Source organism: Micromonospora sp. NBC_00362 (genome assembly GCF_026342155.1).
Taxonomy (GTDB): domain Bacteria; phylum Actinomycetota; class Actinomycetes; order Mycobacteriales; family Micromonosporaceae; genus Micromonospora; species Micromonospora hortensis.
This window is the reverse complement of sequence record NZ_JAPENH010000001.1, coordinates 4,409,829-4,427,882: the sequence shown is the minus strand read 5'-3', so window position 1 is coordinate 4,427,882 and position 18,054 is coordinate 4,409,829. Positions and strand designations below refer to the sequence as shown.

The following is an 18,054-nucleotide window of genomic DNA, read 5'->3' as shown; positions in this document are numbered from 1 at the left end:
GGGCGGTGCCGGTCGGCCGTACCCGGGGCGGTCATGAGCACCGGGGCGCCGCCGGTGGTCGACGGCGGCACAGAGGCCCGGCCGCACTGGCGGCTGGCCCGCGCGGCGGTGCTGGTCGCGGTCTTCGTCTGCGCCGCCTGCGGGCTGGTCTACGAGCTGGCCCTGGTAGCGCTCGGCAGCTACCTGATCGGCGACACCGTCGGGCAGGCGTCGATCGTGCTCGGCGTGATGGTCTTCGCGATGGGGGTCGGCGCGCTGGTCGCGAAGCCGTTGCAGCCCCGGGCCGCCGCGGCGTTCGCGGTGATCGAACTGACCCTGGCCCTGCTCGGTGGTCTGTCCGTACTCGGCCTCTACGCCGCCTTCGCCTGGCTCGACCTGTACGGTCCGGCGCTGGTCGGCACCGCCTTCGTGCTGGGCCTGCTGATCGGCGCGGAGATTCCGTTGTTGATGGTGATGCTGCAGCGCATCCGCGAGCAGGCCGCCGGCAGTGCGGTGGCCGACCTGTTCGCCGCCGACTACGTCGGCGCGCTGCTCGGCGGGCTCGCCTTCCCATTCCTGTTGATCCCCGTCTTCGGCCAGCTCAAGGGTGCCCTGGTGGTCGGCGCGGTGAACGCGGTGGCCGGTCTCGCCCTGGTCTGCACTGTGTTCCGGAGGGAGCTGAGCCGCCGCGCCCGGCTCGTCCTCGGCGCCGGCTCTGTCGTGGTCGCGCTCTGCCTGGGGTACGCCTGGGTGACCGCCGCCGACTTCGAGGTGACCGCCCGGCAGCAGCTCTACCGGGACCCCGTGGTGTACGCCGAACGCTCCCGTTACCAGGAGATCGTGCTGACCCGGTCGGTGCGGGAGGTCGGCCACGCCGACAGCGACCTGCGGTTGTTCCTCAACGGTGATCTTCAGTTCAGCTCGGTCGACGAGTACCGCTACCACGAGGCGCTGGTGCATCCGGCGATGCGCGGCCCGCGCGGTGACGTCCTGGTTCTCGGCGCCGGCGACGGCCTCGCCGTCCGGGAGATCCTGCGGTACCCGGACGTGCGCAGGGTGACAGTGGTCGACCTCGACCCGGCGGTGGTGGCGCTGGCCAGCACAGTGCCGCAGTTGCGGGAACTCAACGGCGGCTCGCTCGGCGACCCCCGGGTACGGGTGCTGAACACCGACGCGTTCGGCTGGCTGCGTACCGCCGCCGAGCGCTTCGACGTGGTGGTCGCCGACCTGCCCGACCCGGACGAGACGGCCACTGCCAAGCTCTACACAGTCGAGTTCTACGCGCTGATCAGGTCGGTGCTCGCCGAGCAGGGACGGCTGGTGGTGCAGTCCGGCTCGCCGTACTTCGCGCCCCGCTCCTACTGGTCGATCGATGCGTCGGTGCGGGAAGCCGGCTTCGCCACTGTGCCGTACCACGTCGACGTGCCGTCCTTCGGAGACTGGGGTTTCCTGCTCGCCACGGCGGGAACCGTCCCGCCGGTGCTCGAACTGCCGGCCGACGCGCCCCGGCTGCGTTTCCTCGACCCGGGCGTGCTGCGGGCGGCGGCGGCCTTTCCCCCCGACCGCGCTCGCCTGAACGTGCCCCCCAGCACCCTCCTCCAACCGAGGGTCCTCGACTACGCCCGCACGGAGTGGCGCGGCTACTGACCCCCACCACCGGGCGTCTGCACCAGGCGCTGTGTCGGGAGAGTGTCCGCTCATGGCGCAAACCTCGTGATTAACGGGGTGGAGTGGGGGCGGACGGGGAAAGGGTGGAGGCATGTTTGGGATGCGGAAGGCTTGGGAGCGCGAATTGGGCGCCGCCGTCGACGAGTTGGTGGCGGCTGACACGCTCGCCTTCGGTGGGGTCGGGATCGCGGGCGCGCTGTTGCCGGTGACCGAGGCGTACCACCGGGTCGAGGCCGCCGTCAGCGACCACCCCGAGGAGGTACGCCGCCAGCTCGACCGGGTGCTGGCCGACGGCACACCCGCCGGTCGGGCGTACGCGGCCACGCTGCTGGAGCGCGTCGACCCGGAAGCGGCCCGAGCGGCCTGGACGTCGCTGCGGGACGATCCGAGCGAGTTCACCACCTTCGTCGGCTGCGTGATGGACCGCGAAACCCTTGGCACGTACGCCAGTCGGCGGCTCGCCGCAGCATGATCCATTCGCCGGTCGGTGCTGCCCGATTGGTTCTGCCGGTCGCCGACGCCGCGCCGTACGTTGCGAGCCATGAGCCCGCCCGTCGCCGCGCCGCGTCCGCCCCGCCCGGTCACCGTGACCATCGCCTTCTGGCTGCAACTGGCATTGGTGCTGGTGCTGCTCGGCCTGGCCGCGCTGACGGTGGCCGAGGCCGTGCACTTCGATGGCCAGATCGACCGCGCGGCACGACTGGTGCCGGACGCCGACCCGGACGAGGTGGCTGGCGAGCGGCAGGGCAACGTCGCGATGACGCTGGTCCTCGGCGTGCCGGCGGTGCTGCTCGCGGTCTGGCTGGCGGCCACCGCCGGCCGGGTCCGGCGGGGCGCCAACGTCGCGCGGATCCTGGTCTTCGTGGCCAGTGGCGCGCAGCTGTTGGTCTGCTTCGCGCAGTGCTGTTCCGGTGGGTTCCTCGTGCCGCTGCTGACCATGCCGGAGATGGGGGACGAGCCGCCACCGGACTGGGACGAAGAGTGGGAGACCTCGACGTTCTACGACACGCTCTACTCCGGCACCGATCCCTGGGACGACGTGTTCTTCCCCGCGGCGGGGCTGGGGGTGCTCACCGTCCTGGCCCTTTCCGCCGCCGTGGTCCTGCTGCTGGCGCTGCCGCCGGCGAACCGCTGGTTCGTGCCGCGTACCGCGAACGAGGCGCTGCCCGGCCCAGCCTGGGTGATGCCCGTCCCCACCTACGCCCCGACCGGTTACGGATACCCGACAGCTCCGCTCGTGCCGGGCTTCCTGCCGCCGAACCAGCCGCTCCCACCCGGCTACCTGATCTGCCCCGACCCAGCCGCGCACCTGACGGCGGGCGCGCCGGGCACCCCACCAGGGCCGACGGGACCGCCGGCGGCGCCTCCGGAGGACGCACCCGGGCACCTTCGCTAGCTGAGCTGTCGGCCACAGCGCAGGCCTTCCTGGTGCCGAGGGTTGTTACCGTCTGCGCCGACGTACCTGGGGAGGTGGTCGGGTGGACGCGCTGGTGACGTGCCTGGTGGCGGCTGTTGTCGTACTCGCGGTGGTAGTGGTCGTCGTGCGGGCCCGCCGACGGCCGACGGGCCGGCCCGACGGCCAGCCGGCGGAGCCGCCGCGCGACGGCCCGCTCCGCCTGACCCCGGGCGACCGCGTGCGGATCCGGGAGCGGGAGTACGCGGTGAGCGCCACTATCCGTCTGGTCGAGGGCGACTGGAGTTGGGTGCAGCACCTCCTCGACGACGACTCCGGCACCCGCCACCGGCTCTCCGTGGAGGACGGCCCCGAACTCGAGTTGGTGTTCTGGACCGCCGAACCGGGCGCCACCGTCACCCCGGGCGCACCGACCATCGAACTGGGCGGGCGGCGCTACACCTGGGCCGAGACCGGGCAGGCGCGTTACACCGCCACCGGAGAGACCGAGCTGCCGTCGACCGGGACGATGCGCTACCACGACTACCAGTCCGGTGGCGGCGCGCGGCTCTCCTTCGAGGCGTACGGCGAAGAGGGCTGGCGAGTCGCCCGCGGTAATCTGCTTGACCCCGCCGATCTGGTAATTCGCACAGGCGGCGGCTCTCAAGCGAGTTGAATGGTGGGGGAATTGGACGGACGCTCGGTCGTCGTCCAATTGCTGCTCCGCAGCCGGGTCGGCTACTTAAATGTGAACCGACCCGGCTGCGGTGCAACTATCTAGAAATTAAGCCAACAGCCCGAGGAGGGTGTGCGGCATACTTTGAACGTTGAAGAAATTGGGAACACACGCGAAGTCGCTGAGGATTCCGGCGTTCTGGAGCCTCACGCCTTCGGAGATGCAGGTGGCGAGATTTCGGTAGACGCCCCACGCCGGCCAGCCCATGGCCTGGTAATCCCCTGCGGCGCTGGCCACGGGAGCTGCTGAAACGGTCGGGGCAGCCTGCGCTGGTGCGGCCAAGGTGAGCGAACCGACAGCGAGCGCGCCGGACAGGACCGCAGCGCGAACAATCTTTTGCATCCTTGCTCCTTCTGAGCGTTTGGCATTTCCTGTCCAAGACAGGCCGGCTGTCCAAGACAGCTTGCAAACCCCCCGTGGGCCCACGAAGCCTCGTTGACTACCAATTGCTGGCCGTCAACGCCCATCTATGGGAACATGCTCTGGCCTGGCTGGCAACCCCGGTCACCGTGTCCACTCAGGTCTTTGCAGTTCAAGGCTTCTCTAATGTTTGCGATCTAGCCTTATGGCGCAGACAACCGTCGAAGTTGACGGCTCTTCCGCCCAAGGCCCCGGTCGACGACGACGAGAGACCGTCACGAGCAGGCGCGCCAGTCGACCGTCCGACGCTCTGCCCACAGTGGCCCGGCGCTGCGGATCGCACCCACATCTCCGCCTGGGCCTTTGTCCCTGAACTGTCGCTCGTAGGGCGGTGTCGATACGGTGTCATCCTGATCACATAAGGAGAGCCATGGCCAATCCTCTCAGCAAGCCGACTCCAGTGCGCCCGGGTGTCGTGACGATCTCGACGTATCTGTTGCTGCTGTTCGCGTTCACCCAGCTGCTCAGCCTGATCATGGTCATCAGCGTGAGTGGCAGCATCAAGCAGGGCTTCCAGGACGCGTACGAGGGCACCGAGGATGTCGAGACCATTGGAACGGTCGCCGTCGCCTTCGCGGTTGCCTCCGTCGCGGTGGTCCTGGTGCTCGCGCTCGTCCTGGTCGTGCTGGCGATGTTCAACAACCGTGGACGCAACGGAACCCGGATCGCCACCTGGGTGGTCGGCGGCATCCTGGTCTGTTGTGTCGGTGGCTCGGTCGTCAGCGGTGCGTCCGGATTTTCGCAGGGCGCGTCGGGCGGCGGCGGCGATGCGCCGAGCGGCGCAGAGGTCGAGCGCAGCATGTCGGATGCCCTCCCATCCTGGTATGGCCCGACCAGCACGGCGGTGAACATCCTGGGGCTCGCGGCGCTGCTCGCGGCGCTGATCCTGCTGGCGCTTCCGAAGGCGCACCCGTTCTTCCGCAAGGCCACCGCGGAATGGGAGCCGCCGGCCCCAGGCGCCAACTACCCGGGCAACCCGCAGGCGCCCGGTCAGCCGGGCTACCCGCAGGCATCGGGTGAGCCGGGTTATCCGTCGAGTGGGGAGCCGAGCTACCCGCCGCCACCGGCCGCGAACCGACCGGAAGACACGCCGCCCACGGACCGGCCCGGGTCAACCCCGCCGCCGACCAACTGACGGCTCGATAAGCACGACGCCGACGATCCCTCCGAGTAGGTTGCAACCCGACGCCTACCGGAGGGATTCGTCGTGTCGTACCCGGAATCGGCACCGGCCCGCCGGCCCGCCGCCGTCCTGTCGGCCGCGGCCGTGCTGTTGGTGATGGCTGTCGCCGCGCTCGCGTACGCGGTGGTCGACCTGGTGGTGCTGGGCGGGACGGTCGACGCGTTCCGCTCCGCCGCCCGCGACACCGCGGCGAGCCCAGAGCAGATCGACGACGTGGTGACTCTGCTCCGCGCATCCGCGGTGCTGTCGGCGGTGGTGGCGGTGCTCTCCACGCCGCTGCTCGCCGGCCTGGCCCTCGGGCTGCTGGCCGGTCGCAACGGTGTCCGGGTGGCGACCTGGGTGGTCAGCGGGCTCGGCCTGCTCGCCGGCTGCTGCAGCGTGGCGGTGGTCGTCGGCGAACGGGCCGCGCCACTGCAACTGGGCTCCGGCGAGCAGTCTCTCGCCGAGTTGCTGGGTCTACTCGGCGACGCGTACCCGTCCTGGTGGATCCCGCTCAACGCCGGGCTTTCCGTCGCCCAGGGGCTCGGTTACCTTGTAGTAGCTACGCTGCTGGCGCTGCCGGCGGCGAACAGCTGGTTCGGTCGCCACCGCCCGACGGCGCCAACCGCGCCGCCCATGTTCCCGCCCGCCCCGCACCAGCCCCCGTCGGCGCCGCACACGCCCCCGTACCCGCCCAGGTGAGGACCACTCCGTGACGCTCGACCCCACGACTGCCGAGCGCCGAGCCCTGATCACCGGGGCCACCGCCGGCATCGGCGCGGCGTTCACGCGACGGCTGGCCGCCGACGGCTGGCACCTGGTGCTCGTTGCCCGCGACGCGGCGCGGCTGACCGAGCTGGCCACCGAGCTTGGTTCCACGTACGGACGCGAGGTGGAGACGATCCCTGCGGATCTGTCCACCGACGACGGCTGCGCAACGGTGGAGCAGCGGCTCGCCGACGGCAGCCCGGTGCACCTGCTGGTCAACAATGCGGGGATCAGCTTGAACAAACCGTTCCTGCGCTCGACGGCGGAGGACGAGGCGCGACTGTTGCGACTCAACGTGCACGCGGTCATGCGGCTGACCCTGGCGGCGCTTCGACCGATGACTGAACGGCGAAATGGGGCAGTGATAAATGTCTCTTCGGTCGCCGGTTTCGGTACGGCCATGCCCGGATCGACGTACTCGGCCAGCAAGGCGTGGGTCACCAACTTCAGTGAGTCCGTCGGGCAGTCGGCGCGGCCGTTCGGCGTTCAGGTGATGGCCCTCTGCCCCGGCTACACCCGCACCGAATTCCATCAGCGAGCCGGCATCAACATGTCCAAGACGCCGGAGTGGCTGTGGCTGCGGGCCGAGGATGTGGTCGACGAAGCCCTGCGTGACCTGCGCAAAGGCAAGATGGTCAGCATCCCGGCGTGGAAGTACAAGGTGGTCGTCGCCGGCATGCGACACGCGCCGCGGCGGCTGCTCCAGGCGGTCGCGCGGGACACCCGCGGCCGGATCGGTCGCGACGAGCGCTGAGCTTCAACCGGCACGCCGACCCCGAGCGAGTGGTGGGACGGCGTTGGCACGCCGCTGTCGGGCCAGTTGCTGAGCGTAGTCGAACATCGCCAGTCATCGGTTCCCCTCGGGGCTGATCAGGGTGGACCCCGCACACGGCGTTCAGAGTTGCGCAGTAACCTCTATCGCCATGGGGGACCACGACGACCTGCGTAAATTCATTACCGACCTGGCTGTGGTCCACGGCCGGGTCGTGCTCTCGTCGGGGCGCGAGGCAGACTGGTACGTGGATCTGCGGCGCGTCACGCTCCATCACCGGGCCGCTCCTCTGGTCGGCCGGGTGTTGCTCGACCTCACCGCCGACTGGGAGTTCGACGCCGTTGGGGGCCTCACCCTGGGCGCGGATCCTGTCGCGCTCTCGATGCTGCACGCCGCCGCTCCGACCGGCCGGGCCCTGGACGCCTTTGTGGTGCGCAAGGCGGGCAAGGCCCACGGTCTTCAACGGCGGATCGAGGGACCGGAGGTGGCTGGCCGTCGAGTGTTGGCGGTGGAGGACACATCCACGACGGGCGGAAGTGTTTTGACCGCTGTCGAGGCGCTTCGCGAGGCCGGGGCGGAAGTCGTGGGCGTGGTGGTTATTGTTGATCGAGGCGCCGGCGACGCGGTGCGAGCCGCCGGATTGCCGTACCGGGCGGCCTATACGTTGGCTGACCTCGGCCTTGTGGCGTAAAAGTCTGCCGATTCGGATCTGCTGATATGCAGGCGGATCGATGCTGCTGGTGGAAGGATGGAATACGTGGGAACTGCGTTGGCCGAAATGACTATGCCTCAGATCTCGCCGCTAAACGGCGAGCCGATCGAACGTGCCGATGCCGAGCGTCTCGCCGGGGTCCTCAAGGCCCTTGCTGATCCTGCTCGGTTGCGGCTGCTCAGCCTGATCCAGTCGGCCCCCGAGGGCGAGGCGTGCGTCTGTGACCTGACGGCGCCGCTCGGCCTCTCTCAGCCGACGGTCAGTCATCACCTGCGTATCCTCACCGAGGCTGGCTTGTTGCAGCGGGAGAAGCGCGGTGTCTGGGCGTACTACAGCCTGGTCCCGAGTGCGATCGCGACGATCGCCGACCTGCTGACCCCGCCGCGTAAGCGGGCCACCAAGAAGGCCCGCTGACGTAGGCACTACACGCCGTCCCGAGCCGGGGCGGCGTCCGGTGGCGAGCCAGGGGTGGCGCCACCGGTGGTTGACACCTGCTCGTCCCCGGTCGCACCACCGGAGGCCGGGTTCGACATGCCGACGGCCGACCCCCTCACCGGGGGCCGGCCGTCGTCGTACCGCTCAACGGTCCTGACCGTGCTCCGGGCGCTGACGGCCGTGCTCGTGCCGGTCGTGGTCGAACGCCTCACGGGCCGCCTCCACCGCGCCAGCGGCACTGGCCGCCGCGACCACAGCGACCGCCTCGCCGCGCTTACGAGCCCGCCGGTCGCGAAGGAACTCGAAGAAGATCGGCAGCACCGAGATCACAATGATCAGGGCCACCACCGGCAGGATGTAGTGGTCGATCTTGTCCCCGATGGCCTGGTAGATCTGCTCGGCCAGCAGGTAGCCGATCAGCAGGATGCCGTCCACCCAGAGCACCGCGCCGACGACGTTCCAGAGCAGGAACTTCTTGGCCGGCATGCCGAGCGCGCCCGCGACCGGGTTGAGGAACGTCCGGACGATCGGAATGAAGCGCGCCAGCACGACGGCCTTCGCCGGGCCGAACTTCTGGAAGTAGTACTCGGCCTTCTCCACGTACTCCTTCTTGAAGAGGCGGGAGTTCGGCCGCTCGAACATCGGCCGGCCGTACCGCGCGCCGAGCCAGTGCCCCAACTGCGCGCCGACGATCGCGCAGATCGGCCCACCGATCAGCAGACCGGTGAGGGAGAGGCGGGTGCCGTCACCGAAGATCGCGTCCGCCACCGGTGACGAGGCGACTCCGGCGAGGAACAGCAGCGAGTCACCGGGGAAGAAGAAGCCCACCAGCAGGCCGGTCTCGGCGAAGAGGATCACCCACACGCCGATCAGGCCGAAGGTCTGCAACAGATCCTTGGGATCGAGCGGGTTCAGGGCGACGCTCTCCAGGAGAGCGCGGGTCTTCTCAGCTGTGTCCACGGCCACAAAGGGTACCGAAGCCCAGGGCCCCGGCCGCGCCGGACCGGCCCGTCACCACCCGCCCGCGTCGTGGGGTCCAACGACGGCGCCCCGCCGACCGTGGTGGTCGACGGGGCGCCGGTGGTGCGGGGTAGGTCAGGCGACGAAGCGGGTCCGGCGGCGCTTGGCCACCAGGTAGCCGCCGACGCCCGCCGCGAGCAGCAGCGCGCCGAGGCCGACGATCAGGCCGGTGGACTGACCGGTGACCGGCAGCGAGCCGCCGTCGTCACCGCCGCCCTGGCCGCCGTCTCCGCCGCCGTTCACCAGGATCTGCGCGGTGTCGTTGGCCGGGTTCAGATCCTTGATCTCGGTCTCCTCGCGCCCGGTACGCAGCGTGACCTCGCCGGCCTGGTCGCCGGCCTGGTCGATCCGCACCTGGAACTCGTAGTCGACCTTCTCGCCCTTCTTGATCGAGCCGTCCACGAAGCACTGGTAGACCCGCGCGCCGGGCTTGCCCGGCTCCCACCCGTCGTCCTCGGAGTCGAAGCAGTTCTCCGAAGCGCGGACGGCGGTGACGCCCTTCGGCAGCGTGACGGTGGTGCCGACATATGGCGACTCGCCGCCACCCGCGTTGACGGCCGCCGGCCCGTTGTTGACGTAGCCGACCGTGAGCGCGACGGTGGCGCCGACGTCACCGGTCACCGTCGCGCCGCGTGCTGCCACATCGGCCCGCTGGTCGCCGGTCACCTGAAGGTCGACCCAGGTCGAGTTGTCCAACGGGTTGACGTCGGTCTGTCGGGAGCGCAGGTTCATGACCGGCTCGAGCTTCAGCTCACCCTCGGTCCCGTTCGGCCCGATCTTGGCCGGGAGTTCGGCCTCGGACCTGTACTCGTCCCAGTCGGCGGGCGTGAACCAGGTGGAGAACCCGCCGAAGGTGTTCGGCGCCCAGGTGTCGGCGGGCACGGTGAACCCGAAGCTGTCGTCGAGGCGGAAGCTGCTGTTCTCGCCGATGGTCGTGTCGAAGCGGCAGGCGAACGCGAAGTCGTGCAGCGGGCCATCGGTGTACTCGCAGTTCTCGTAGCGCTTCGACGGCTGAAGACCGTCCGCGCCGACGACGTAGAGAACCGCGTCCTTCGCTGGCACCTCGCCCCGGTTGGTCACCTGGAACGGGGCCTTCAGCGTGGCGCCGGGCGCGCCCTTGAGCTCCAGGGACTCGTTGGTGGTGAGGTCGACGCCCTCGCCGATTTCCACAGTCGAGCTGTAGGAGGCGGATTCGGACTTGCCGTCCGGCGTGACGGTGAACCTCAGCTCGCCCTTCTGATCGGGCTTGGCGTCGGCCTTCGCGCGAACGACGAGGGAGACGAGGTTCAGGTACGAGCCGTCGTCGTCCTGGTCCTCGACCTTGCACGTCAGGATCGCACCGGACTCGGTGCAGTTGTCCCCGCTGCTCTCGACGTCGGCGAAACCGTAGACCTTGCTCCGGTCCACCTTGATCGTGTAGTCGTCGGGCTGCCGCTCCGTGGTGAGCGAGAAGAGGGTGAGCCACTTGTCGGTGCCGCCGGGCGCGACGATCACGTTGTTGGCGTACAGGTCGAGATTCTCTACCGGTGCGGCGAGGGCTGCCGGTGCGGCGGCGGCGGGGGCGGCGGCGGCGACGAACGCGCCTGCTACGCCCAGTCCGGCGAGCCAACGCCGGGTGGAGTGGGTGAGCATGAGGGGGGTTCCTCCAGTTGGGGGATCAGGTGGAGCCTGCGGATCTTAAGGAATCGCTAAGGCTGACTGCAGCCCTCAAATCCGCCCGCTGAGCAAGACGAACCAAAAGGTTGATCAGAGTCACCGCAATGTTCGGTCGGTCCGCCTCCGTCATCTGAGGCAGGAGCCCCCCGGGAGGTGCAGTGACGTACGAGGAGTTCGCGGACACGCGGCTGGCCCCGCTACTGCGGTACGCGGTGATGCTGACCGGCGAACCACACCAGGCCCAGGATCTGGTCCAGGAGACCATGGTCCGGGTCCAGCTCAACTGGCGTCGGGTCGCCCGCGCGGACTCGCCCGAGCGTTACGTACGCCGGATGCTCACCAACCAGTACGTCGACTGGCGGCGCGGATCGTGGGTGCGCCGTGTGCTGTTGCGCGGGGAGCCCGACGCGACGGTGCCGGTGCCCACCGACCACGCACAGTCCGCCGTGGACCGGGACCAGATCTGGTCGTGGCTGTCCCGGCTGCCGCGTCGGCAGCGGGCTGCTCTGGTGCTGCGCTACTACGAGGACCTGCCCGACGTCGAGATCGCCGAGATTCTCGGCTGTGCCGTCGGGACCGTCCGTTCGTCCATCTCCCGGGCCCTGGCCACGCTCCGGGCCGAGTACGTGGAGGCGTGAACATGATCGAGGATGACCTGCGTGCCGCGTTCGCCCGGCACGAGACGTTGACCCCGTCGACCGGCCCGCTGCGGGTCGCTATCGACCGGATCGCCGCTGTCCGCCGTCGCCGCCGGCAGCGGTTCCAGGCCGCTGGCGTCACGCTCGCCCTGCTCGCCGCGCTCGGAGTCGGGGTGCCGCAGCTGCGCCCCGATCCGCCGGTCGTTGGCTCGTTGTTGTCCGATCGACCGGCTGGCGTGCAGTCCGGGGCGCTGAACGTCCTGCTGCTCGGGGTGGACGGCTTCGGCGAGCAACCGTCGTACCGGTTGGCGGACTCCGTCCTGCTGGTGCACATCCCGGCCGACCGGAGCCGGCCGTACCTCATCTCGTTGCCGCGCGACCTGGAGGTGTCGATCCCCGGCCGGGGGGTCGAGAAGCTCAACAGCGCGTTCCACAGCGGTGCCGCCGAGCCCCGGCCCGACCTGGGCGCTGGCTACGACCTGACCCGCCGGGTGGTCGCCGACCTGACCGGGGTACGTGTCGACGCCGGCGCGGTGCTGACCTTTGCCGGGCTGCGCAGGATCACCGAGGCGGTCGACGGGGTGGAGGTGTGCCTACCGGAGGAGGTGCGGTCCTGGCACACCCGCCGGACCTTCCCGGCCGGCTGTCAGCGGCTCGACGGGGCTGCCTCCGTCGACCTGCTGCGGCAACGGCGCTACCTGCCCGACGGCACGTTGGACCGGGACCGCAACGCCCAGCGCTACGTCGCCGGGCTGGTCCGGCGGGCGGTCGCCCAGGACGTGCTGACCAATCCGGTACGGCTCACCGCGCTGCTGTCGGCCGCCGGCAAGGGTCTGGCGGTCGACGACGACGGCCTGCCGCTGACCAGGCTGGCGGCGGTGCTGCCCGAGCTGAAGAGCGTCGACCCGGTGGGGCTCAGCCTGCCGGTCAGCCCTCCGGCAGGCAACGCTTCGCGGCTGCCGCTGGACCCGAAGCGGGGCCCGGAGTTCCTCGCCGCGCTGCGCGAGGATCGGTTGGCGCAGTGGGCGGCGCAGCACCCGGAGCAGGTCAATTCCGTCCGCTGACGGACGAGGGCATCACCACGGCGCCCCGCCAGCCCGGTACGAGCCGGCGGGGCGTCAGGCGGGTCGGGGTGGGTCAGGCGGGTCGGGGTGGGTCAGGCGGGGAAACGGCCGCTGTGGCGTCGGGCGAGCAGGTAGCAGCCGGCGCCGGTGACGAGCAGCAAAGCGCCGATGCCGGCGATCAGGCTGGTGGGGGCGCCGGTGATGGGCAGCGAACCACCGCCACCGCCACCACCATCGCCGCCGCCGTCGCCGTCACCATCGCCCGGGCCACCGCCGCCCTGGGCCGCGTTGACCACGATGGTGGCCCTGTCGTTGGCCGGTTTGATGTCGTCCTGGAAACCGCCGCCGGCCGGGCATTCGCACGGCGCGTTGACCCGCACCGCTCCCCGGGCGTTGGGGATCACCTTGTCGATCCGTAGCCGGAACTTCACGGTGTAGGTCTGCCCGGCCACCAGGAGCATCTCCGAGGCGCACAGGTACGTGCGGGTGGTGTCCTGGCGCAACCGGCAGTTGTCGGGGACCTCGACGGCGGTGGTGCCCGGCGGTAGTTCGACGTTCGTGTGGGTGGCGGCCTCGAAGTCTCCGTTCGTCCGGTCGAGCGTCGCCGGGCCGTTGTTCCGGAAGCCGACGGTCGCCGTGACGACGGCGCCGGCCGTGCCCCTGAGCGTGGCCCCGATCGCCGCGAGGTCGGTGCCGTTGGTGCCGGTCGCCTTGATGGTCCACCCGGTGTAGTCGTTGCCCGGGCCGACGTCGGTCTGGGCGGCCTTCCGCATCCTGCCGGGCGCCCCGGTCAGAGTCAGCTTCGGACCGCTACCGGGGGTGGCCGCCCGGGCGCCGACGGCCGTCCGCACCCGGGTCAGGTCCTCGAAGTCGGCAGTGGTCATGAACTGGGCGTAGCCGGACTGGTTGGTCGGCGCGTAGGTGTCCTTGGCGAGTTCGAGGTTCAGCGTGGCGACGAGCCCGGTGCCCACTGGGATGTCCTCGTCGAACTGGCAGGAGAGCAGGTGGTCGTCGGCGTAGCGGCAGTTGCTGAACCGGTCCTTGGTGCGGATCGAGTAGGGGAGGTCGAAGACCGCGACGAATCCGTTGACGACCTTGTCGCCGGCATTGGAGACGGCCAGCGGAACAGTGAACTTTCCACCCGGCTTCGCGGAGAGGCTGGTGAACGGGCCGCCGGCCAAATCGACCCCCTCGCCGACCCGGACGTGCGAGGTGTAGCTGCCGCTCCGCCCGCCCGCCGCCTCGAAGCTGACCGCGACGTCGCCGGAGTCGCCGAGCTGCGCACCTGCGGTGACGCCGAGGTGCACCCGCTTGACCCCGTTGCGGTAGATCCCGCTGCCGATCGGCGGCATCTCGTACAGGACGACATCGGAGGGTTCCGTGCAGACGAGAACGCCAGGCTCCGGCGCGGCGCACTCCTGGCCGTCGGCAGGAGTCACAGTGACCTTGTCGGCCAGGGAGCGGTAGTCGTACCGCACGGAGACGTCGGTGAGGACCGTCGGCTCGTCGGCGTACAGCAACAGGCCGCGGATGGTCGGCTCCGAGCCGACGGCCACTGTGGCGTCCTGGAAGTAGGGCTCGATCGTGGGTGCGGCGACGGCGGGGGTGGCGGAGGCGGCGATCAACGCGCCTGCGGCGCCGAGCCCGGTCAGCCAGCGGAGCGAGTGCTTGAGCATGGGGTCCTCCCGTGGGGGTACAGGTGGCGCTCGTCCAACCTAGGGACGCCTCGGCTCCTCCGGTAACCCCCTTCGGATCGATATCTATCTTAATGACCCGAACGGCTGAACACCCCTGTCGCAACGGGCAGCCGACCCCGCGACGGATCAGCGGTAGTCGTCCTCGTCCCCGGTGACCACCCGGGCCTGCTCCATCGCGTCCCAGTCGCCGACCTCCAGGCCGCGGTGCGGCTCACTGTCGACGTCGGCCGGGCCGGCGACTGTGGCCTGCTCGACCGCGTCGGCCGGGTCCGCCTCAGGGTCGCGTTCGTTGGGCGCTAGGTGGTCGCCGGGGGTGAAGTCCTCGTCGGGCTGACCCATCATCCCTCCCGGGGGTCTCGGGGCACGGTTCCCACCCACCGTACGGGTTGGGCCGGCGCACCGCCCGGAAGCGGAGTAGGCGGAATCAGCCCTCGGCGACGCGACCCGGTGCCAGGATGGTGCAGTGGGCTTCCTCATCAGACTGGCGATCACCGCTGTCGCGTTGTGGATAACCACGCTGATCGTGCCCGGGGTCGACGTGCACGGTCGTTCGGGTGGCAACACAGTCCTCACCCTGATCGTGGTGGCGCTGATCTTCGGCGTGATCAACGCGGTGCTCAAGCCGGTGATCCGAGTCGTCGGTTGTGTGTTCTACCTGCTGACCCTGGGCCTGTTCGCGCTGGTGGTCAACGCGTTGCTGTTCCTGCTCACCGACCGGATCGCCAGTGGGCTCGACCTGCCGTTCCAGGTGGACGGATTCTGGCCGGCGTTCTGGGGAGCCATCGTGATGACAGTGGTGACCTGGTTGATCAGCGTCATCGTGCCGGACAACCTGGACCGCCGGTGAACGGCTAGGACCCGGGTCGGTTGTTCCGGCGCACCTCACCTACGGGATACTTCCGGGCGGAGGACAGCGCGGTCCGGCGCACAAATGAAGAACAGCGGCCAGCACGGCCGAGAGTGGTAAGTAAGGAGCGCATCACATGCCCATCGCTTCCCCCGAGGCTTACGCGGAGATGCTGGACCGCGCCAAGGCTGGCCGGTACGCGTACCCCGCGATCAACGTGACCTCCTCCCAGACGCTGAACGCGGCGCTCAAGGGCTTCGCCGACGCGGAGAGCGACGGCATCATCCAGGTTTCCACCGGTGGCGCCGAATACCTCTCCGGCCCCTCGATCAAGGACATGGTCACCGGCGCGGTGGCGTTCGCCGCGTACGCGCACGAGGTCGCCAAGAAGTACTCGGTGAACATCGCCCTGCACACCGACCACTGCCCGAAGGACAAGCTGGACGGGTTCGTGCGTCCGCTGATGGGCATCTCGCAGGAGCGGGTGAAGCGCGGCGAGGAGCCGCTGTACCAGTCGCACATGTGGGACGGCTCGGCCGTGCCGGTCGCGGAGAACCTTGAGATCGCCGCGCAGCTGCTCGACGAGGCCGCCAAGGCCAAGATCGTCCTTGAGATCGAGGTCGGTGTCGTCGGTGGCGAGGAGGACGGCGTCGAGAACGCCATCAACGACAAGCTCTACACCACCACCGATGACGGCCTGGCCATGGTCGAGGCGCTCGGCCTCGGCGAGAAGGGCCGCTACATGGCGGCGCTGACCTTCGGCAACGTGCACGGCGTCTACAAGCCGGGCAACGTCAAGCTGCGTCCGGAGATCCTCAAGCAGATCCAGGACGCCGTCGGCGCCAAGTACGGCAAGGACAAGCCGCTCAGCCTGGTCTTCCACGGCGGCTCGGGCTCCCTGCTGAGCGAGATCCGCGAGGCTCTGGACTACGGCGTGGTGAAGATGAACATCGACACCGACACCCAGTACGCCTTCACCCGCCCCGTCGCGGACCACATGCTCCGCAACTACGACGGCGTGCTGAAGATCGACGGCGAGGTCGGCAACAAGAAGCTGTACGACCCGCGTGCCTGGGGCAAGGCCGCCGAGGCCGGCCTGGCCGCCCGGGTCGTCGAGGCCTGCGAGCACCTGCGCTCGACCGGCACCACGATGACCAAGTAACGACGCCCCACCCGACGGCCGGCTCCCCGCACGGGGAGTCGGCCGTCGTCGTCAGGTCGTCAGCAGGCGTACCGCCTCGCGGACGTCGTCGGTGAGGTGGATCGTCGACGACAGGTCGCCGAACGGGGACGCGGCCAGCAGCGGACGCAACAGCGCCTCCACCGGCAGCTCCACGGTCCAGTAGGCGCGGTCCAGGAAGATGTACGCCCCGCTGGCGCCGTCGGTGCCGTAGTAGGTCTTGGTGGCCGCCTGGAACACCTCCTGCACAGTGCCCGCCCGCCCCGGCGCGAAGACGATGCCGCCCCGGGCGAGGCGCAGGATGGTGTCCTCCCGGATCGCGTTCGAGAAGTACTTCGCGATCCGCCCGGCGAACAGGTTCGCCGGCTCGTGTCCGTACAACCAGGTCGGAATGGCCAGGCCACCCGCACGCGCCCAGCCCAGGTCGTCGCCACGCTGCCGGGGCACCCCCGCGTACCGCTGCCGGACCGTCAGCGCGGTAGCCGTGTAGCGGTGGTGGTCGGTGAAGTCGGGGGCGGTGGCCAGCAGGTCGATCGCCGCCGTCACGTCGGTCGCCGGCCGGTCCGCCAGGTAGGCGCCGAGGTTCGCGGCCTCCATCACACCCGGGCCGCCGCCGGTCACCACCAGCCGATCAGCCCGTGCCAGCTCCCAACCCAGCACGGCCGCCATCCGGTACGCCGGGCTGCCGCGCCGCACCGCGTGCCCGCCCATGATGCCCACCACCGACTGCGGCCCGTACGCGGTCAGCCAGACCCGGGTGGCGTCGGCCAGCGCGTTGTCCACGCCGTGGTCGTGCAGCCGCTGACCCAACGCCTCCTTGACGTCCGGCAACGCGCCGCCGTGCGCCCGGTAGTGGTCGTACACCCGGGTGTCGTACATCCCGGTGAACCCGCCCTCGGCGAACCCGGCGGCCAGGTCGTCCGGGGTGTACAGGTGCGTCGGCTGGGTCGGGTACGGCAACCCGGAGAACGGCGGCACCACGTTCGCGCCACGCCGGACCAGGTCGGCGCCCACGTCCCGGGACGCGAACCGGCAACCGACGAAGAGGGTGCCCGCGACGTCGACGCCGGTCAGGTCGGGCACCGGCGCGAGGTCGAGCCGTAGGCCCTGCACGGTCAGCCCGGTCAGCCGACCGGTGGCCAACTGATTGTCGAACTCGGCACGGGTCTGGATCTCACCGGCGTGCAGGTGCGGCTCGATGACGTCCGCGGGAGGTGGGGTCGGCACCGGGCCATCCTGCCCCTCCACCAGGCCCGGTCAAACCTCGGGCCAGGGGTGGAACCGACAGGAGCCCGGTGGTCGTGGCCACCGGGCTCCTGCATAACCGGTTCCTGGGGAGGCTCCGGACCATTAGTTGTAGTGGAAAACACCAGGCAGCGGCATAGGCCGCAGGCGTGACCAACTCCTCAGCCGTTCAGCGGGACACGTCGGCCGACCCGCTCGCGTGTCGCACTGTCCAGCGGGTTGAATGGGGCGATGCAGAACCTTTTGCCAGAGCCACCGGCCACCCGCCTGCCCGTGAACGACGAGGCCGACGCCGCCCTGGCCGCCGCCGCCGAGGCCGGCACCGATGAGGCGTACGCCAATGTGGCGGCCGGCTTCCCGACCTACAGCGCGGCCTGGGCGGAGCTCGCGGCGCGGGCGTTCGCGCAGGGTCAGGTGGTGACGGCGTACGCGTACGCCCGCACCGGATACCACCGGGGCCTCGATCAACTGCGCCGCAGTGGTTGGAAGGGGCACGGCCCGGTGCCGTGGTCACACGAGCCCAATCGGGGCTTCCTCCGCTGCCTCTACGTGCTGTCCCGCGCCGCCGACGAGATCGGCGAGGCCGACGAGGCGGCCCGCTGTGCCCAGTTCCTGCGCGACTGCGACCCGGAAGCGGCGGACGCGCTGGCGAGCAACTGACC

General features: G+C 70.0%; 20 protein-coding genes. 14 read left to right on the top strand and 6 right to left on the bottom strand.

Annotated features, from left to right (window positions below; genetic code table 11):
- Positions 1-33: 33 nt before the first annotated feature.
- The 4 genes from OG992_RS20350 to OG992_RS20335 all read left to right on the top strand — a co-directional run bounded on the left by OG992_RS20350 (position 34) and on the right by OG992_RS20335 (position 3,716).
- Positions 34-1,626, top strand: a complete 1,593-nt coding sequence (locus OG992_RS20350) for a polyamine aminopropyltransferase (protein WP_266304049.1) — start codon at positions 34-36, stop codon at positions 1,624-1,626.
- Between the two features lie 112 nt (positions 1,627-1,738).
- Positions 1,739-2,119, top strand: a complete 381-nt coding sequence (locus tag OG992_RS20345; RefSeq protein WP_266304048.1) for a hypothetical protein — start codon at positions 1,739-1,741, stop codon at positions 2,117-2,119.
- A gap of 69 nt (positions 2,120-2,188) precedes the next feature.
- Complete coding sequence (locus OG992_RS20340) at positions 2,189-3,043, top strand: hypothetical protein (protein ID WP_266304047.1); 855 nt, start codon at positions 2,189-2,191, stop codon at positions 3,041-3,043.
- Positions 3,044-3,125: 82 nt separating this feature from the next.
- Positions 3,126-3,716, top strand: a complete 591-nt coding sequence (locus tag OG992_RS20335; protein WP_266304046.1) for a DUF4178 domain-containing protein — start codon at positions 3,126-3,128, stop codon at positions 3,714-3,716.
- A gap of 108 nt (positions 3,717-3,824) precedes the next feature.
- Here the strand turns inward: OG992_RS20335 and OG992_RS20330 are convergent, their stop codons facing one another.
- Entirely contained in the window at positions 3,825-4,118 is a 294-nt protein-coding gene (locus tag OG992_RS20330; RefSeq protein WP_238685265.1) for a hypothetical protein, read from the bottom strand.
- 448 nt (positions 4,119-4,566) lie between these two features.
- Here OG992_RS20330 and OG992_RS20325 point away from each other — a divergent pair, with 448 nt between their 5' ends.
- From OG992_RS20325 to OG992_RS20305, 5 genes are all read left to right on the top strand, one after another.
- On the top strand, positions 4,567-5,331 hold the full coding sequence (locus OG992_RS20325; protein ID WP_238685266.1) for a hypothetical protein: 765 nt from the start codon (positions 4,567-4,569) through the stop codon (positions 5,329-5,331).
- Positions 5,332-5,403: 72 nt separating this feature from the next.
- Entirely contained in the window at positions 5,404-6,060 is a 657-nt protein-coding gene (locus OG992_RS20320) for a hypothetical protein (protein WP_238685267.1), read from the top strand.
- Positions 6,061-6,070: 10 nt separating this feature from the next.
- The gene (locus tag OG992_RS20315; protein ID WP_091396159.1) at positions 6,071-6,880 is read left to right on the top strand and encodes an SDR family oxidoreductase; all 810 of its coding nucleotides are present in this window, start codon (positions 6,071-6,073) and stop codon (positions 6,878-6,880) included.
- Positions 6,881-7,049: 169 nt separating this feature from the next.
- Entirely contained in the window at positions 7,050-7,589 is a 540-nt protein-coding gene (gene pyrE / locus OG992_RS20310) for an orotate phosphoribosyltransferase (protein WP_112586136.1), read from the top strand.
- Positions 7,590-7,646: 57 nt separating this feature from the next.
- The gene (locus tag OG992_RS20305) at positions 7,647-8,024 is read left to right on the top strand and encodes a helix-turn-helix transcriptional regulator (RefSeq protein WP_030332125.1); all 378 of its coding nucleotides are present in this window, start codon (positions 7,647-7,649) and stop codon (positions 8,022-8,024) included.
- A 165-nt stretch (positions 8,025-8,189) separates the two neighbouring features.
- Here OG992_RS20305 and OG992_RS20300 read toward each other — a convergent pair whose 3' ends face one another.
- Entirely contained in the window at positions 8,190-9,011 is an 822-nt protein-coding gene (locus OG992_RS20300; protein ID WP_238685268.1) for a DedA family protein, read from the bottom strand.
- Positions 9,012-9,140: 129 nt separating this feature from the next.
- The gene (locus tag OG992_RS20295) at positions 9,141-10,697 is read right to left on the bottom strand and encodes an LPXTG cell wall anchor domain-containing protein (protein ID WP_266304045.1); all 1,557 of its coding nucleotides are present in this window, start codon (positions 10,695-10,697) and stop codon (positions 9,141-9,143) included.
- Positions 10,698-10,879: 182 nt separating this feature from the next.
- Between OG992_RS20295 and OG992_RS20290 the strand changes: the two genes are divergently transcribed.
- Together OG992_RS20290 and OG992_RS20285 are read left to right on the top strand one after the other, a co-directional pair.
- Entirely contained in the window at positions 10,880-11,359 is a 480-nt protein-coding gene (locus OG992_RS20290) for a SigE family RNA polymerase sigma factor (RefSeq protein ID WP_238685270.1), read from the top strand.
- A 2-nt stretch (positions 11,360-11,361) separates the two neighbouring features.
- A complete protein-coding gene (locus tag OG992_RS20285) occupies positions 11,362-12,423 on the top strand; it encodes an LCP family protein (RefSeq protein WP_266304044.1) in 1,062 nt (353 codons plus the stop codon).
- 92 nt (positions 12,424-12,515) lie between these two features.
- Here the strand turns inward: OG992_RS20285 and OG992_RS20280 are convergent, their stop codons facing one another.
- Both OG992_RS20280 and OG992_RS20275 read right to left on the bottom strand, forming a co-directional pair.
- A complete protein-coding gene (locus OG992_RS20280; protein ID WP_266304043.1) occupies positions 12,516-14,099 on the bottom strand; it encodes an LPXTG cell wall anchor domain-containing protein in 1,584 nt (527 codons plus the stop codon).
- 147 nt (positions 14,100-14,246) lie between these two features.
- Positions 14,247-14,459, bottom strand: coding sequence for a hypothetical protein (locus OG992_RS20275; RefSeq protein ID WP_238685273.1), 213 nt, complete (start codon positions 14,457-14,459; stop codon positions 14,247-14,249).
- Between the two features lie 124 nt (positions 14,460-14,583).
- Between OG992_RS20275 and OG992_RS20270 the strand changes: the two genes are divergently transcribed.
- Both OG992_RS20270 and fbaA read left to right on the top strand, forming a co-directional pair.
- The gene (locus tag OG992_RS20270; RefSeq protein WP_238677616.1) at positions 14,584-14,967 is read left to right on the top strand and encodes a phage holin family protein; all 384 of its coding nucleotides are present in this window, start codon (positions 14,584-14,586) and stop codon (positions 14,965-14,967) included.
- Positions 14,968-15,103: 136 nt separating this feature from the next.
- Positions 15,104-16,129, top strand: a complete 1,026-nt coding sequence (gene fbaA / locus OG992_RS20265; protein ID WP_266304042.1) for a class II fructose-bisphosphate aldolase — start codon at positions 15,104-15,106, stop codon at positions 16,127-16,129.
- 51 nt (positions 16,130-16,180) lie between these two features.
- Here the strand turns inward: fbaA and OG992_RS20260 are convergent, their stop codons facing one another.
- Positions 16,181-17,374: an LOG family protein gene (locus OG992_RS20260; protein ID WP_238685275.1), complete on the bottom strand. Its 1,194-nt coding sequence runs from the start codon at positions 17,372-17,374 to the stop codon at positions 16,181-16,183.
- A 249-nt stretch (positions 17,375-17,623) separates the two neighbouring features.
- Between OG992_RS20260 and OG992_RS20255 the strand changes: the two genes are divergently transcribed.
- Positions 17,624-18,052, top strand: a complete 429-nt coding sequence (locus OG992_RS20255; RefSeq protein WP_238685276.1) for a DUF3151 domain-containing protein — start codon at positions 17,624-17,626, stop codon at positions 18,050-18,052.
- Positions 18,053-18,054 lie beyond the last annotated feature (2 nt).

Bases quoted from the DNA above. Each gene is read 5' to 3' on its own strand.
- OG992_RS20350 (WP_266304049.1), top strand. From the start codon at position 34: ATGAGCACCGGGGCGCCGCCGGTGGTCGACGGCGGCACAGAGGCCCGG.
- OG992_RS20345 (WP_266304048.1), top strand. From the start codon at position 1,739: ATGTTTGGGATGCGGAAGGCTTGGGAGCGCGAATTGGGCGCCGCCGTC.
- OG992_RS20340 (WP_266304047.1), top strand. From the start codon at position 2,189: ATGAGCCCGCCCGTCGCCGCGCCGCGTCCGCCCCGCCCGGTCACCGTG.
- OG992_RS20330 (WP_238685265.1), bottom strand. From the start codon at position 4,118: ATGCAAAAGATTGTTCGCGCTGCGGTCCTGTCCGGCGCGCTCGCTGTC.
- OG992_RS20325 (WP_238685266.1), top strand. From the start codon at position 4,567: ATGGCCAATCCTCTCAGCAAGCCGACTCCAGTGCGCCCGGGTGTCGTG.
- pyrE (WP_112586136.1), top strand. From the start codon at position 7,050: ATGGGGGACCACGACGACCTGCGTAAATTCATTACCGACCTGGCTGTG.
- OG992_RS20305 (WP_030332125.1), top strand. From the start codon at position 7,647: ATGGAATACGTGGGAACTGCGTTGGCCGAAATGACTATGCCTCAGATC.
- OG992_RS20295 (WP_266304045.1), bottom strand. From the start codon at position 10,697: ATGCTCACCCACTCCACCCGGCGTTGGCTCGCCGGACTGGGCGTAGCA.
- OG992_RS20285 (WP_266304044.1), top strand. From the start codon at position 11,362: ATGATCGAGGATGACCTGCGTGCCGCGTTCGCCCGGCACGAGACGTTG.
- OG992_RS20280 (WP_266304043.1), bottom strand. From the start codon at position 14,099: ATGCTCAAGCACTCGCTCCGCTGGCTGACCGGGCTCGGCGCCGCAGGC.
- OG992_RS20275 (WP_238685273.1), bottom strand. From the start codon at position 14,459: ATGGGTCAGCCCGACGAGGACTTCACCCCCGGCGACCACCTAGCGCCC.
- fbaA (WP_266304042.1), top strand. From the start codon at position 15,104: ATGCCCATCGCTTCCCCCGAGGCTTACGCGGAGATGCTGGACCGCGCC.
- OG992_RS20255 (WP_238685276.1), top strand. From the start codon at position 17,624: ATGCAGAACCTTTTGCCAGAGCCACCGGCCACCCGCCTGCCCGTGAAC.